Annotated in this window: 17 protein-coding genes; 12 read left to right on the forward strand and 5 right to left on the reverse strand. The window is 54.9% G+C overall.

From position 1 onward, the window contains the following. Positions 1–96 precede the first annotated feature (96 nt). From nuoH to AC3GOJ_RS08490, 9 genes are all read left to right on the forward strand, one after another. Positions 97–1,146: an NADH-quinone oxidoreductase subunit NuoH gene (gene nuoH / locus AC3GOJ_RS08450; RefSeq protein ID WP_488237025.1), complete on the forward strand. Its 1,050-nt coding sequence runs from the start codon at positions 97–99 to the stop codon at positions 1,144–1,146. Positions 1,147–1,150: 4 nt separating this feature from the next. Continuing rightward, entirely contained in the window at positions 1,151–1,660 is a 510-nt protein-coding gene (nuoI, locus tag AC3GOJ_RS08455; protein WP_488237026.1) for an NADH-quinone oxidoreductase subunit NuoI, read from the forward strand. A 9-nt stretch (positions 1,661–1,669) separates the two neighbouring features. Beyond that, the gene (locus tag AC3GOJ_RS08460; RefSeq protein WP_488237027.1) at positions 1,670–2,314 is read left to right on the forward strand and encodes an NADH-quinone oxidoreductase subunit J; all 645 of its coding nucleotides are present in this window, start codon (positions 1,670–1,672) and stop codon (positions 2,312–2,314) included. Positions 2,315–2,344: 30 nt separating this feature from the next. Next, entirely contained in the window at positions 2,345–2,650 is a 306-nt protein-coding gene (gene nuoK, locus AC3GOJ_RS08465; RefSeq protein ID WP_162050266.1) for an NADH-quinone oxidoreductase subunit NuoK, read from the forward strand. 14 nt (positions 2,651–2,664) lie between these two features. After that, on the forward strand, positions 2,665–4,716 hold the full coding sequence (gene nuoL / locus AC3GOJ_RS08470) for an NADH-quinone oxidoreductase subunit L (protein WP_488237028.1): 2,052 nt from the start codon (positions 2,665–2,667) through the stop codon (positions 4,714–4,716). Positions 4,717–4,766: 50 nt separating this feature from the next. Then, the gene (locus tag AC3GOJ_RS08475; protein ID WP_488237029.1) at positions 4,767–6,251 is read left to right on the forward strand and encodes an NADH-quinone oxidoreductase subunit M; all 1,485 of its coding nucleotides are present in this window, start codon (positions 4,767–4,769) and stop codon (positions 6,249–6,251) included. A gap of 14 nt (positions 6,252–6,265) precedes the next feature. Beyond that, on the forward strand, positions 6,266–7,738 hold the full coding sequence (gene nuoN, locus AC3GOJ_RS08480) for an NADH-quinone oxidoreductase subunit NuoN (protein WP_488237030.1): 1,473 nt from the start codon (positions 6,266–6,268) through the stop codon (positions 7,736–7,738). Between the two features lie 67 nt (positions 7,739–7,805). Then, on the forward strand, positions 7,806–8,375 hold the full coding sequence (locus AC3GOJ_RS08485) for an NUDIX domain-containing protein (RefSeq protein WP_488237031.1): 570 nt from the start codon (positions 7,806–7,808) through the stop codon (positions 8,373–8,375). A gap of 75 nt (positions 8,376–8,450) precedes the next feature. After that, the gene (locus AC3GOJ_RS08490) at positions 8,451–8,885 is read left to right on the forward strand and encodes a CBS domain-containing protein (protein ID WP_488237032.1); all 435 of its coding nucleotides are present in this window, start codon (positions 8,451–8,453) and stop codon (positions 8,883–8,885) included. Positions 8,886–8,984: 99 nt separating this feature from the next. On the opposite strand, the gene minE is transcribed toward AC3GOJ_RS08490, so the two are convergent. The 5 genes from minE to AC3GOJ_RS08515 all read right to left on the reverse strand — a co-directional run bounded on the left by minE (position 8,985) and on the right by AC3GOJ_RS08515 (position 13,162). Next, on the reverse strand, positions 8,985–9,245 hold the full coding sequence (gene minE, locus AC3GOJ_RS08495) for a cell division topological specificity factor MinE (protein ID WP_488237033.1): 261 nt from the start codon (positions 9,243–9,245) through the stop codon (positions 8,985–8,987). Positions 9,246–9,248: 3 nt separating this feature from the next. Then, complete coding sequence (minD, locus tag AC3GOJ_RS08500) at positions 9,249–10,061, reverse strand: septum site-determining protein MinD (protein ID WP_488237034.1); 813 nt, start codon at positions 10,059–10,061, stop codon at positions 9,249–9,251. A 93-nt stretch (positions 10,062–10,154) separates the two neighbouring features. Then, a complete protein-coding gene (gene minC, locus AC3GOJ_RS08505; protein ID WP_488237035.1) occupies positions 10,155–11,027 on the reverse strand; it encodes a septum site-determining protein MinC in 873 nt (290 codons plus the stop codon). A 5-nt stretch (positions 11,028–11,032) separates the two neighbouring features. After that, positions 11,033–12,058 (reverse strand): HpcH/HpaI aldolase/citrate lyase family protein, encoded by a 1,026-nt coding sequence (locus tag AC3GOJ_RS08510; RefSeq protein WP_488237036.1) that lies wholly within the window; start codon positions 12,056–12,058, stop codon positions 11,033–11,035. 111 nt (positions 12,059–12,169) lie between these two features. Beyond that, entirely contained in the window at positions 12,170–13,162 is a 993-nt protein-coding gene (locus AC3GOJ_RS08515; RefSeq protein ID WP_488237037.1) for a malate dehydrogenase, read from the reverse strand. Between the two features lie 127 nt (positions 13,163–13,289). Between AC3GOJ_RS08515 and AC3GOJ_RS08520 the strand changes: the two genes are divergently transcribed. The 3 genes from AC3GOJ_RS08520 (at position 13,290) to sdhD (ending at position 14,914) form a co-directional block, all read left to right on the forward strand. Next, positions 13,290–14,018 carry a GntR family transcriptional regulator gene (locus AC3GOJ_RS08520; RefSeq protein ID WP_488237052.1) on the forward strand — a complete coding sequence of 243 codons (729 nt, stop codon included), beginning with the start codon at positions 13,290–13,292 and terminating at the stop codon, positions 14,016–14,018. 159 nt (positions 14,019–14,177) lie between these two features. Beyond that, positions 14,178–14,570, forward strand: coding sequence for a succinate dehydrogenase, cytochrome b556 subunit (gene sdhC, locus AC3GOJ_RS08525; protein ID WP_488237038.1), 393 nt, complete (start codon positions 14,178–14,180; stop codon positions 14,568–14,570). Then, a complete protein-coding gene (gene sdhD / locus AC3GOJ_RS08530; protein WP_488237039.1) occupies positions 14,570–14,914 on the forward strand; it encodes a succinate dehydrogenase, hydrophobic membrane anchor protein in 345 nt (114 codons plus the stop codon). Before sdhC ends, sdhD begins: the two co-directional genes overlap by 1 nt. Positions 14,915–14,916 lie beyond the last annotated feature (2 nt).

Genomic DNA, 14,916 nt, shown 5'->3' on the forward strand with positions numbered 1-14,916 from the left:
CACCGTGCCGGATGGTTGCGTCCGCATCGCTGCGGCGCATCCGTCGACAGCGACCATCGGTGCCTTGAATGACATGATCGTTGTGGAGTGTGTCTGATGGATGCCCTGATTCAAGTTGGTCAAAATCTTTTCGGGGCAGCCTGGCCACTCATCTGGTCGGTCGTCAAGATTGTCTGCATCGTTGCGCCGCTGCTGCTGGCGGTAGCTTACCTGACGTACTTCGAACGTAAGGTCATCGGTTACATGCAGATCCGTATCGGCCCGAACCGTGTCGGTCCGTGGGGCTTGCTGCAGCCGATCGCCGATGGTTTGAAACTCCTGCTTAAAGAAAGCATCGTGCCGACGGTGGCCAGTAAAGGCCTGTTCATTCTGGCACCGGTGCTGTCGATCGCACCGGCACTGGTGGCATGGGCGGTGATTCCGTTTGCCGATGGTCTGGTGCTGGCGGATATCGATGCCGGCTTGCTGTTTGTGCTGGCGCTGTCTTCGGTGGGTATTTATGGTGTCATCCTCGCCGGCTGGTCGTCGAACTCCAAGTATGCATTTCTCGGTGCCATGCGCTGTGCGGCCCAGATGGTTTCTTATGAAATCGCCATGGGTTTTGCCTTGGTCTGTGTACTGATGGTGTCGCAGAGCTTGAATCTGTCAGATATCGTGAATGGCCAGGCCAAGGGTTTGTTCGCTGACTACGGTGTGGGTGCGCTTTCCTGGAACTGGATTCCGCTGTTTCCGATGTTCCTCGTGTACTTCATTTCCGGTGTGGCAGAAACAAACCGGGCTCCGTTTGACGTGGCCGAAGGTGAGTCGGAAATTGTCGCCGGTTTCCACGTGGATTATTCGGGTATGGCATTTGCGCTGTTCTTCCTGGCCGAATATGCCAACATGATTCTGATTGCTTTCCTGACTGCGATCATGTTCCTGGGTGGCTGGCTGTCACCGGTCGGCTTCCTCCCCGACGGTTTTTTCTGGTTGGCACTGAAGGCTTCGGCGCTGCTGTTCCTTTTCCTGTGGTTCCGTGCCACATTCCCGCGCTACCGTTATGATCAGATCATGCGTCTGGGCTGGAAGGTGTTTATCCCCCTGACAATCATCTGGCTGGTCGTCGTTGGCGTCTGGTTGATTTCTCCGCTCAATATCTGGAACTAAGATCATGGGTGCCATTAGCGAATTCGTCATCAAGAGCAAACAGGTTGTTAATAGCCTGTTCCTCAAAGAGCTCCGCAAGGGTCTGAGCGTCACCGGCTGGTATTTTTTCCAGCCGAAAATCACGGTTCAGTACCCGGAAGAGAAAACGCCACAAAGCCGCCGTTTCCGCGGTCTGCATGCCTTACGTCGCTACCCCAACGGGGAAGAGCGTTGCATTGCCTGTAAGCTTTGCGAAGCCATTTGTCCGGCCATGGCTATTACCATCGAGTCGGATCAGCGTGATGACGGCAGTCGTCGTACAACACGTTATGACATTGATCTGACCAAGTGCATTTTCTGCGGTTTCTGTGAAGAAGCCTGCCCGGTTGACGCCATTGTTGAGACCCGTGTTTTCGAATATCACGGCGAAGCCCGTGGTGACCTGTACTACACCAAGCAGATGCTGCTGGCCAATGGGGATCGCTACGAACCTCAGATCGCCGCAGATCGTGCTGGCGATGCACCTTACCGCTAAGGATCACAGATGGAATTCAAACTGATCTTCTTCTACGTGCTGTCGGCCATTCTGGTGGGCTCCGGCCTTGCCGTGATTACGGCACGTAACCCGGTGGTTGCCGCCATGTTTCTGGTCCTCAGCTTCTTCACCGCGGGTGCGGTGTGGATGCTAGCCCAGGCCGAGTTTCTGGCCATTGTGCTGATTCTGGTCTACGTGGGTGCGGTCATGGTGCTCTTCCTTTTTGTGGTCATGATGCTCGATATCAACTTTGACCGCATGCGTCAGGGCTTCTGGAGCTATCTGCCGCTCGGTTCCCTGATCGGCATTCTGATGATTCTGGAAATGAGCATCGTGCTGGGTGGCCAGTATTTCCAGGTGTTTGATACACCACTGCCGCCGGAACTGGCGGATTCATCGAACACCAAGGATCTGGGCCTGCTGCTCTACACCCAGTACACCTATCCGGATCAGGTGGCTGCTGCCATCCTGCTGGTTGCCATTATTGCCGCCATCATCCTGACCTTCCGTGGCCGTAAGGACTCGAAGAAGCAGGTTATTGCTGACCAGGTTGCCGTCAAGGCTGCCGACCGTCTGCGCGTGGTCAAGATGGATGCTGTTAAACCTCAACCTGCTGCACCTGCACCGGAATCCGGTGACGGCGCAACGCAGTAACCCCAGACCGAGCTAGAACCGGAGACTGCCTTGCTGACCCTCTCACATTTCCTCGTCCTGGCTGCTGTGCTTTTCGGCATCAGCGTGATCGGCCTGTTCCTTAACCGGAAAAATCTGATCATCCTGCTGATGGCCATCGAACTGATGCTGCTTGCCGTCAACACCAACTTCATTGCCTTCTCTCATTTCCTCCAGGATCTGAACGGGCAGGTGTTCGTGTTCTTTATCCTGGCCGTGGCCGCTGCTGAATCGGCGATCGGTCTGGCTATTCTGGTAGTGCTGTTCCGCAATCTGTCCACGATCCACGTGGATGATCTTGACCGTATGAAGGGCTAAGCAGGAATCGTCTCATGGACATGAAATCCCTTTACCTCACTGTTCCTCTGGCACCGCTGGTCGGTGCTGCCCTGGCCGGTTTTACCTGTCGTGTTGCACCCCGCTGGTTCTCGGCCGGGGTCACCATTCTGGGGGTTGCCATTTCTCTGGTGGCTTCTCTGCTGGTGATGCAGGACGTCCTGGCGGGCCATACCTTCTACGGCAATCTCTACACTTGGGCGACCAGTGGTGATTTCACGTTCAGCGTCGGTTTTCAGATCGATACGCTGACAGCCATGATGATGTGTGTGGTGACTTCGGTCTCTCTGCTCGTACACATCTACACCATCGGCTATATGGCAGATGATGACGGTTTCCGTCGTTTCTTCTCGTACATCAGCCTGTTTACCTTCTCGATGCTCATGCTGGTGATGAGCAACAACTTCCTGCAGCTGTTCTTCGGTTGGGAAGCCGTGGGTCTGGTGTCGTATCTGCTGATCGGTTTCTACATGAACCGTGACACGGCTATTTTCGCGAACCTGAAGGCATTCCTCGTTAACCGCGTGGGTGACTTCGGTTTCATTCTGGGTATCGGCCTGGTGCTGACCTACTTCGGTACGCTGGATTACGCGGAAGTCTTCAAGGCTGCACCGTCGCTGGCTGACAAAACGGTCAACCTGTGGGGTAGTGCAGAATGGTCACTGATGACTGTGACCTGTATCTGCCTGTTTATCGGCGCCATGGGTAAGTCGGCTCAGGTACCGCTGCATGTCTGGCTGCCGGATTCGATGGAAGGCCCGACCCCGATCTCCGCACTGATCCACGCTGCCACCATGGTGACGGCCGGTATCTTTATGGTGGCTCGTTGTTCGCCGCTGTTTAATCTGTCGCCAACGGCATTGTCGTTCGTGCTGGTGATCGGTGCTACGACGGCACTGTTCATGGGTTTCCTGGGCATGATCCAGAATGACATCAAGCGTATCGTCGCCTACTCGACGCTTTCACAGCTTGGTTATATGACTGTTGCCCTCGGTGTCGCGGCTTACCCGATTGCCATTTTCCACCTGATGACACATGCCTTCTTCAAGGCCCTGCTGTTCCTCGGAGCGGGTTCGGTCATTATCGGTATGCATCACGACCAGGACATCCGTAATATGGGTGGTCTGTGGAAATACATGCCGATCACCTGGATCACCACGCTGATTGGTTCGCTGTCACTGATCGCGTTTCCGTTCTTCGCCGGCTTCTACTCCAAAGATTCGATTATCGAAGCGGTACATTTCTCGAATCTCCCGGGCTCGGGTTATGCACTGTTTGCTGTTACGGCAAGTGTGTTTGTAACGACTTACTATACGTTCCGTTCATACTTTATCGTCTTCCATGGTCGTGAGCGCTGGAACGATGCCGAGCATGTGGCTGCGGCTCATGCCCAGAGCCATGATGATCACCACGATGACCATCATGATGCACATGACGATCATGAGCACCACCACGGCCTGCAGCCGGGTGATAAACCCCACGAATCACCTTGGGTAGTGACATTCCCATTGATTATGCTGGCGATTCCGTCGGTCATCATTGGCTACTACGCCATTGATCCGATGCTGTACGGTAGTTTTTTTGACGGCGTGATTTATGGCAACAAGGCTATTCCGGTCATGGCCGACATGAAGGAAGAGTTCCATGGCCCGCTGGGTATGGCACTACATTCCTTGCAAACGCTGCCATTCTGGCTGATGGTTGCAGGTCTGGTCGTGACTTTCTACTTCTACATGGTCAAGCCTTCGATTCCGGCTGCGCTGGCTAAGAAGTTCAGCGGTCTCTACAACCTGATGGACAATAAATACTACTTTGATGCCTTCAATATGGCGGTCTTTGCCGGCGGTGCCCGCAAGATCGGCGGCTTCCTGAACCGTTTCGGTGAAGCCACCCTGATTGACGGTTTCTTCGTGAATGGTTCCGCCAAGCTGGTCGGCGTGGTCGCGGGCATTGTCCGCCACTTCCAGACCGGTTACCTGTATCAGTATGCCTTCACCATGATCATCGGTGTATTCGCATTGCTGACACTGTGGTTCTTCACGACCTGATTCCATATTAGAACGACTCACCTGCGCGCCTGCTTTTTCTGGAAATGACTATGTCTGGTTACCCGCTACTCTCGCTTGCCATCTGGATTCCGATCATGGCCGGTTTGCTGATTCTGGCAATCGGTCGTGACAGCAATCCTGGCCTGTCGCGTCTTCTTGCTCTGATCGGTGCTCTGGCGGGTTTCCTGATCACCTTCCCGCTGTACACCAAGTTTGATACTCAAGCGACGGTGATGCAGTTTGTGGAACTAGCGCCATGGATTCCCCGATTCAATATTAACTACCATCTGGGCGTGGATGGCATTTCGATGCCGTTCATCATCCTGAACAGCTTCATCACCCTGATCGTCGTGCTGGCTGGCTGGCAGGTCATCAAGTTCAAGGTCGCCCAGTACAACGCGGCCTTCCTGATCATGTCCGGTCTGTTTAACGGTATCTTCTGTGCGCTGGACGGCATTCTGTTCTATGTCTTCTTCGAAGCCTCGCTGATTCCGATGTATCTGATCATTGGTATCTGGGGTGGTCACAACCGCGTTTACGCCGCGATCAAGTTCTTCCTCTATACGCTGCTGGGTTCGCTGCTGTTCCTGGTGGCTCAGCTGTACCTGTTCATTTACTCGGGCGGCAGCTTCTCGATCCTGGATTGGCATCAGATGCCGATTCCGATGGGTCCGCAGATTGCCATCTTCATGGCTTTCCTGATTGCCTTTGCCGTTAAGGTGCCGATGTGGCCGGTGCATACCTGGTTGCCCGATGCTCACCCGGAAGCACCGACTGGTGGTTCGATCGTGCTGGCCGCCATTGCCCTGAAGCTGGGTGCTTACGGGTTCCTGCGTTTCTCGCTGCCGATTCTGCCGGATGCGTCGCATGAACTCTCCTGGCTGATGATCACGTTGTCGCTGATCGCTGTGGTCTATATCGGTTTCGTTGCGCTGGTTCAGGCCGACATGAAGCGTCTGGTGGCCTATTCGTCGATTGCCCACATGGGTTTTGTGACCCTGGGCTTCTTCCTGTTCACGCCGCTGGCCGTGGAAGGTGCCATTGTTCAGATGATCTCGCACGGTTTCGTAGCTGGCGCGATGTTCTTCTGTATCGGCATTATCTATGACCGCATGCACACCCACCTGATCGCCGACTGTGGCGGTATCGTCTACAAGATGCCGATCTACGCCGCGTTCATGATGCTGTTCGCCATGGCCAACGCTGGTTTACCGGCCACCTCCGGCTTTGTTGGTGAATTCATGGTGATTCTGGGTGCTGTTCAAGTGAACTTCTGGGTGGCTGCCATTGCGGCAACCACCATGATCGTCGGTGCTGCCTATACGCTATGGATGTACAAGCGCGTGATTTTCGGGCCGATTACCAATCACCATGTGGAAGAGCTGGTTGATGTGAACAAGCGTGAGCTATTCATCCTCGTCATCCTGGCTTTCTTTGTTCTTGCAATGGGGATCTGGCCGGAGCCGGTGACTCACATCATGCATACCTCGGTGAATGACCTGCTGCGTCATGTGGCCATCAGCAAACTCCAGTAACGGAACCTGACGATATGAATCCCTACGTGCTCGATCTCATCACAGCCAGCCCGGAAATCCTGGTTCTGGCCATGGGCTGTCTGATTCTCCTGATGACATTTTTCGTCAAGGATGCGGCTCAGACACCCACATTCGTCATGAGCCTACTCACCCTGGTGGGTGCCGCCGTGCTGACCCTGTTCACCAGTACCGGTGAAGTGGTCTACGCCTTTAACGGCCTGTACGTTGATGACCTTATGGGCGATTTGCTCAAACTGGTGCTCTATCTGACCGTGATTGTCACCTTGTTCTATGCCCGGCCATATGTGTTGCAGCGTCCGGATCTACGTCGTGGCGAGTTTTACGTCCTCGTACTGTTTGCAACGCTGGGCATGATGGTGATGATCTCCGCAAACCATCTGTTAACCATTTATCTGGGTATCGAACTGCTCTCACTGTCGGTGTACGCGCTGGTTGCTATGAACCGCGACAGTGTGGCTTCGACGGAAGCCGCGATGAAGTACTTTATCCTTGGTGCTCTGGCATCGGGTCTACTGCTGTATGGCATGTCGATGATTTATGGCGCCACCGGCACGCTGAGCATTCCGGAAATTTCGGATGCACTGGTGGCCAATGCCGCTAATCCGACCGTGCTGATTTTCGGTCTGGTCTTTATTGTTTCTGGTCTGGCCTTCAAGCTGGGCGTTGTACCCTTCCACATGTGGGTGCCGGACGTCTATCAAGGTGCGCCGACGGCCATCACCATGCTGATCGGTGGTGCGCCGAAGCTGGCCGCCTTTGCCATAACCATGCGTCTGCTGGTGTCGGGCCTGTTGCTGCTGGCACCGGATTGGCAAGGTATGCTGCTGATTCTTGCAGTCTTGTCGCTGGCCGTGGGTAACCTGGCAGCAATTCCGCAAACCAATATCAAGCGCATGCTGGCGTACTCCACCATTTCACACATGGGCTTTGTGCTGCTCGGTATCGTGGTTGGCGTCGTTGGCGGTGACGCGCGTTTTGCGCTCAATGCCTACAGTTCCTCGATGTTCTATGTCGTGTCCTACGTCATGATGAGTGTCGCAGCCTTCGGTGTGATCATCCTGCTGTCTCGTGCTGGTTTCGAAGCTGATCGTCTGGATGATTTCAAAGGCCTCAATAAACGTAACCCCTGGTTTGCCGCTGTCATGATGATGATCATGTTCTCGATGGCGGGTGTGCCGTTCTTCATCGGCTTCTTTGCCAAATTCTCGATCCTACAGGCTGTTGTGGCTTCGGGTCAGATTGGCCTGGCGATCTACGCTGTGCTGATGTCGCTGATCGGTGCGTTTTATTACCTGCGCCTAGTCAAAGTGATGTACTTTGATGAACCGATCGATGAAACACCGATCGAAGCTCCGATGGATATGCGTGTCCTGCTGTCGGCTAACGGCCTGGCTATTGCGCTGTTCGGTCTGTTTCCGCAGACCATCATGTCGCTGTGTGCTTTCTCGCTGCTGCGTTCGCTGTAGGTTCACATCAAGACGTGATTCGAAAGCGCCCCGATTCTTCGGGGCGTTTTGCATTGAGGAGACATGAATGAATCATCCTACCCAGGATCAACATCTGATTGAAAGCTGCATCGAGAGCCAGCATGTCTGGCGTGGCAAGTTGCTTGATGTACGCCGCGACCGCGTGCATCTACCAGATGGTACGGAAGGTGTTCGTGAATACATCGTGCATCCCGGTGCTGTTGTGATCATCCCCGTTCTTCCGGATGGCCGTTTGATCTTCGAACGTCAATACCGTTACCCAGTTGGGCGTGTCATGCTGGAGCTACCAGCCGGCAAGATTGATCCGAATGAGGAACCTCTAAGAACCGCACAGCGGGAATTGCGGGAAGAAACGGGCCACACCGCAAAACACTGGCGCCACCTGGGAACCATGCACCCCACTATAGGTTACGCTAATGAAAAAATTGAAATTTACCTGGCCGATGAGCTGACTGCGCTGGGTACGAATAATCTCGACGAAGGCGAGTTTCTGGAGTTGATTGAGTTGAGCTTGCCAGAGGCCATGGATGCTATTCGTATTGGCGAAATTACGGATGGCAAGACGCTAACGGCCCTATTATGGGCTGAAAAAGTACTGACAGGGCAGTGGTCCTAGACCCGCTTGTTGCACCGCAGCTTGTCCAGGACAAAAAATTAAGGAAGACTGGAACACCAAATTTAGGAGTCAGTCATGCCAAACAGAAAACTCAAGGCTATTGTCAGTCAACGTCCTCTGGTCATCGCAGGGCCCGAAATGAGCGTACTGAATGCGGCAAAAGCAATGCGTGAAAAGGGTGTTGGTTCAGTCCTGATTGAATCTCAGGGAAAACTTATTGGGATATTTACCGAGCGTGATGTGATGTACCGGGTTGTGGCCGCAGGCCTCAGTCCAGCGGATACTTCTCTACAATCTGTCATGACCGCGGATGTCGTTGGACTCGATGCTAACAAGCCATTGTCGCATGCACTCCATCTCATGCATCAGCACGGATTCCGTCATGTGCCAGTGATTGATCAGGGACGGCCGGTGGGGATGGTATCTGCACGTGATGCGCTGGGTATCGAATGGCAGCAGTTTGAGCGTGAACTCAAAATGGCCGATGATATTGCAGAGATTCTTGCGTAAATCGTAAAACCCAATGGGCCAGTCAAATGTGGCTCATCAAAAGAAACAGGACCCGAAGGGTCCTGTTTCACTAATGCCGATTGAAAATTGAACGAGGCTTCAATTCTGCTCGGGCAGGACGATGTTCACTTCCAGAACCTCGTAATTGCCTTTCTTTTCCATCGACACCTTGATGTCGTCGGCATTGACGTGGACGTACTTCGAGATCACGGCAACGAGCTCCTGCTGCATGGCCGGCAGAAAATCTGCTGCCGGTTTGCCGTCGTCCACACGCTCGCGTGCGATGATCAGCTGTAAACGCTCTTTGGCCATGCTGGCAGTTTTGGGTTTGGATCCGAAAATCAGGGAGAGCAACGACATCGCTTAGCCTCCGAACAGACGCTTGAACAGACCCGGCTTTTCGTAGCTTACGAAACGCAGCGGCGCGTCTTCACCCAGGAAACGGGCGATGACGTCTTTGTAGGCTTCGGCCACTTCCGATTGCTCGATATGAATCGCCGGCGTACCCTGGTTTGAGGCATGCAGTACCGATTCGGATTCGGGGATCACACCGATGATAGGCACGCGCAGTATTTCCTGCACATCCTTGTAAGAAAGCATTTCGCCATCTTCCACACGCTTCGGCGAGTAGCGGGTTACCAGCAGGTGCTCTTTGACGGGTTCACCGCCAGCCAGTGCACGCTTGGATTTGGCTTGCAGAATGCCGAGAATTCGATCCGAGTCACGTACGGATGAAACTTCCGGATTGGTAACAATAATCGCTTCATCGGCGAAGGTGAGGGCCATCACGGCACCACGCTCGATACCGGCAGGCGAATCACAGATGATGTAGTCAAAGCCTAGGTGCTCCAGATCCTTGAGCACCTTTTCCACGCCTTCTTCAGTCAGCGCATCCTTGTCTCGGGTTTGCGATGCCGGCAGCACGAACAGGTTTTCGCAATGCTTGTCTTTGATCAGGGCCTGGTTCAGTGTGGCTTCACCCGAGATGACGTTGACCAGATCGTAAACCACGCGGCGCTCACAGCCCATGATCAGATCGAGATTACGCAGACCAACGTCGAAGTCGATGACGGCCGTTTTAAATCCACGCATGGCCAGCCCGCTGGAAAAAGAAGCACTGGTCGTGGTTTTACCAACCCCGCCTTTACCTGAAGTTACGACAATAATGCGAGTCACGTCTGCTCCCGGAATGATAAAAAACTTTCAGAATTCTAGCTGATTAACGCGTCTATAGGGGCGGCTGAAGCGCGAGTTTGGAAGGATGCTTCTTCAATCGACCCGCAGAATGTCTATCTCCAGTCGGGATTTAAGCCCGGTGCTGGCAGAGACGGCCGGTTCCTGGGCGAGGCGTACCTGTACGGGTTGATTGGCCAGTTTGGCCGGTACGCCATCTTCGAAGGTCCGGTAGATGCCGGCAATGGAGACCAACTCTGCCGCAAAGACGGTAGTCAGAATGCGGGCTTCGGCATTACCACGCGCACCGGCCAGGGCACGGCCGCGCAGTGGGGCATAAACATGGATATTGCCGTCGGCAATCACTTCGGCACCGGGGTTGACGGCCGCCAGGATGATCAGATCACCCCCCTTGGCATAGACCTGTTGGCCTGAACGCAACGGGCGGTCAATAATCAGGTTGGCCGGATTCTGGATGAGTTCTTCGGCAGGGGTGTCCGCCGGTGCCGTGACGCTGGGTGCCTCAGCTGGGGCTGCAGGCTTGCGCAGACTGGCCGGAATTTTATCAAGGCCGGGATCGGAAGTTGATGTTTGCGGTGTCGTTGTGGACCTGGTTGCGGGTTTTGCCGTGCGCCCGGCGCTCAATGCCAGGAGAGGCAGGCCGGCAGCGGCTGCGGAGGCTGTCAGATCGGTATTGGCGCGGGTGACACCGAGAATCCGCAGACCATGGATGGTGAGCAATTGAATAATCAGTGACCATTCAACCGTTTCCGGCCAGGTAATGAGCTGGCTGAGATCCAGCACGGCCAGATCATCATCAAAGAAAGCGCCTTCACCAAACAGGGTGCTGCCGGCATCGGCCAGCTCTTTCGGGTCCAGGCTGCGTAATGTAATGGCCAGCACGGGCAGGGTGCTGCCCTTGAATTCGATCAGGGCGATGTCGGTCGATTTAGCGGTATCTTGCATCATGGTATTCAGGCGGAGAAGAAGCGTTCAGCAATGCTAGTGGGCAGCGGCACACCGGTGCTCCGTGCGCGCTTGAGCAAGGTCCAGTAGTAGCGGTAGGCGGCCCGGTCCTGCAGTTTGCCATTGTGGCGGATCGGCCCCCAGTCAGCATCCGCAGCAGCGCTGACGATTTCGGCGGCATCCTGGACCTCGGAGAAGTCCGGACTCATCGCCTCGATGATGGGACGGATCTGCACCGGGTGAATGCTCCACATACGCAGATAGCCAAATTCCAAGCGGGCACGATCGGCATCCCGGCGAATGTATTCCAAGTCCGAAAGTTCGGTAGTCACGTTGTGTGTGGGCACTTTGCCGTGACCGAGTGCGGCACTGGTGATTTCTAGCTTGGCGCGACGCACCAGTGGGTGGTCGAACTGCCCTGGACTCTTCATGGCGCTACCCGGAATGGCCCCGAAATGGCTGGAAACAAAATCCATGACTCCAAAATCCAGTGATTCGATACCGTCGAGCGCGGCGATATCCCAGACCTCGTGCAATGCGCCATGGGTTTCGATCAGGACGTGCGCAGGAATCGGCGTTTTGATCCCGTGTCGTTGTTCAACGGCACGCAAAGACTTGAGAAATAGACGTACGTCTTGGATGTCGCGTGGCTTTGGCAGTGTAATAAAGGGCAGACGATGACCGGCACCACCGACCAGAATCTCCAGATCGTCCTGCCAGTGGTCGTGGGTTACATCGTGAATGCGAGCGCCGACACGCCCAAATTGATTGTCATTCGAATTAATCATCGCCACGCATAGCTCTGCGTGATCCCTTTCATTCCCTGCCACAGCTCCATCCTCGCAATCGCAGGTGATGTCCATCGCCAACGGGCCGAATTCGGCTGCGATCTCGCTCTGGATCGCCATGGCTTTTTTCATCAGCTTTTCGGACCCACAGTAGTGGTCGACGGCCGGCAGCATGGGAAAAGGTTTTTCGCCAGGAAAGAGAACGTCATCAGGGGTCAGGGTGGAACTGGTTGTGGCTAGCGTCATGATCGGTGACTCATTAATCAGGTTTAAGCGGCTATCAATGTAGTGTGCAAGGATAAAGCAAAAGGGCCACGCAAGCGTGACCCTTTCTAGAGTTGCAATCAGAAAAACAGATTACAGCATCGAAGCAACGGCTTCCTTCTCGTCAGTCAGTTCTTTCAGGGTTAGCGCGATCTTACCCTTCGAGTACTCGTCGACTTCCAGACCCTTGATCAGGGTGAACTTGCCACCTTTGCATTCGCACGGGAAACCGAAGACGATGCCTTCCGGAATACCGTAGCCGTTGTCGGCCGGTGCCGGGATACCCATGGTGACCCATTCGTCCGAGCCCAGGTGCCAGTCACGGATGTGATCGATGGCAGCGTTAGCTGCTGAAGCAGCCGACGACAGGCCACGGGCGTCGATAATGGCAGCGCCGCGCTTGCCAACAACCGGCAGGAACGTGTCATTGTTCCAAGCGTGATCGTTGATCAGATCCTTGACGCTGTCACCGTTCGATGTACAGAAACGGTAGTCGGCGTACATCGACGGCGAGTGGTTACCCCACACCACCAGCTTCTTCAGCGACGAGACCGGACGGCCGGTCTTCTGAGCCAGCTGGGTCAGCGCACGGTTGTGGTCCAGGCGCAGCATGCCGTGGTAGTTGTTCGGGTTGGTGCGGCCAACCTTTTTGGCGGCAGCCGCAGCGATCAGGGCGTTGGTGTTGCAGGGGTTACCTACGACCAGAACCTTGACGTCTTCTTTGGCGTTCTTGGCGATGGCTTCGCCCTGAACGGTGAAGATGGCACCGTTGGCTTGCAGCAGATCGGCACGTTCCATGCCCGGTCCGCGCGGACGGGCACCGACCAGCAGGCAAACGTCAGCATCTTTGAATGCCACGTTCGGATCGTCCGTTGCGATCATGCCGGCCAGCAGCGGGAAGGCGCAGTCATCTAGCTCCATCATCACGCCTTGCACAGCCTTCTGGGCTTGCGGCAGATCCAGCAGTTGGAGAATGACGGGCTGATCCTTGCCCAGCATTTCGCCGGAAGCAATACGGAACAACAGGCTATAACCGATCTGACCGGCGGCGCCAGTCACCGCGACGCGCATTGGTGCTTTGGACATAGAAGACTCCTGGAAATTTTATAAGTGTGGATACAACTTTTCGATGTTAGTAGGGCAGGGTGAAGCTGTCAATGCGCAAATCCACCAAATCTGTGCTGAAATGATATCTATGACAACACATGCCTCCGTGCCGGCCTCAGTGCCTGCATTTCGACCGCTTTACCGCCAGATTCAGGATCTGATTGTGCAAGCCCTTGCCGATAAGGAATGGGCACCGGGTGAGATGATTCCCAGCGAAATGGATCTGGCAGCCCGTTTTGAAGTGAGCCAGGGCACAGTGCGTCGGGCCATTGACGAACTCGCCGCTGAAAACCTGCTGGTACGGCGCCAGGGCAAAGGCACCTTCGTCGCCACGCATGCCGACCCTCGTGCTTTTTTCCGTTTTCTGCGTCTGGTGCCTGATGAAGGTGGCGTGCCGCGTTCTCGCAGCGAGCCGCTGGAATGCCAGACACTGCGTGCTGGACAGGAAGTGGCGAAGGCGCTATCGATTCCTTATGGTGACCCGGTCATTCAGCTGCGCCGGATTTTGCGCCTGGATGGTAAAACGATGGTGGTGGATGAAATCTACCTGCCGGCCGATCTGTTTCCCAATCTTACCTACGACCAGTTAAAAGCTTCGGATCGTTCCCTCTATACTCTTTTTGAAACGCTGTTTGGTGTTCGTATGGTGCGGGCAGAGGAGAAAATCCGGGCGGTGGCGGCTGATGCCACGGCAGCCGATTTACTAGGGCTGGCGGTTGGCACGCCGTTGCTCAGTGTCGAGCGTACCGCGTTTACCTATGGTGACCGGCCGGCAGAATGGCGCCGTGGTCTGTATTCCACTGTAAACCATCACTATTTCAATGAGTTGGGTTAGTTGTTGTGGCGGCATGCCGATTTTGGTGCGCTGCACTGAACAGGTGCCGGCCATCCCGAGATTAAAAAAAGCTTAAGAAACCCGTGTCAGGGGGATTCCATCGCCCACGGCTTCGGCTACAATCCGGTGTTCCAGGTAGTCTTGATAGAAGGAAAACACATGACAGAGTTAGCCATCAAGAAGAAGCAACGTCCAAAAAATCTGGATCTGAAAACGATCCGTTTGCCCCTCCCGGGTAAAGTCTCCATCCTGCATCGCGTGAGTGGCGTTGGCCTTTTTCTGTGCCTCCCGCTTATTCTCGCTTTGTTCCAGTGGAGTTTGAGTGACGGCGGCTTCGAAAGCGTCCAGGCCGTTGTGGCCAATCCGATCGGCAAGCTGGTTCTGCTGGGTCTGCTGTGGGCCTATCTGCACCACTTCTGCGCCGGCATCCGCTTCCTGCTGCTTGACTGGCACATCGGTATCGATCTGCCGTCGGCTCGTAAGTCGGCTGGTCTGGTTCTGGTTGTCAGCCTCACGCTGACCGTGATTCTTGGGGGGTGTCTGCTGTGGTAATGAAGCGTAACGTTGTCGGGGCCCACTACGGCCTCACTACCTGGATCGCCCAGCGCGCAACCGCCGTGCTGATGGCCGTGTATACCGTGATCTTCCTGGTGGCACTGGTGGTTGTTCAGCCCGCTACTGCTGATGCGTGGCGTGGTCTGTTCGCTAACGGCTTCATGAAGTTCGTGACCTTCCTGTTCTTCCTGAGCCTCTTCTACCACGCATGGATTGGTATCCGTGACCTGTGGATGGACTACATCAAGCCGACCGGCGTTCGTCTGTCGATGCATGTCCTGACTATCGCCGTTCTGATCGGTTATGCCGGTTGGGCCAGCAAGATTCTGTGGAGCCTGTAAAG

Source organism: Fluviibacter sp., from assembly GCF_057744235.1.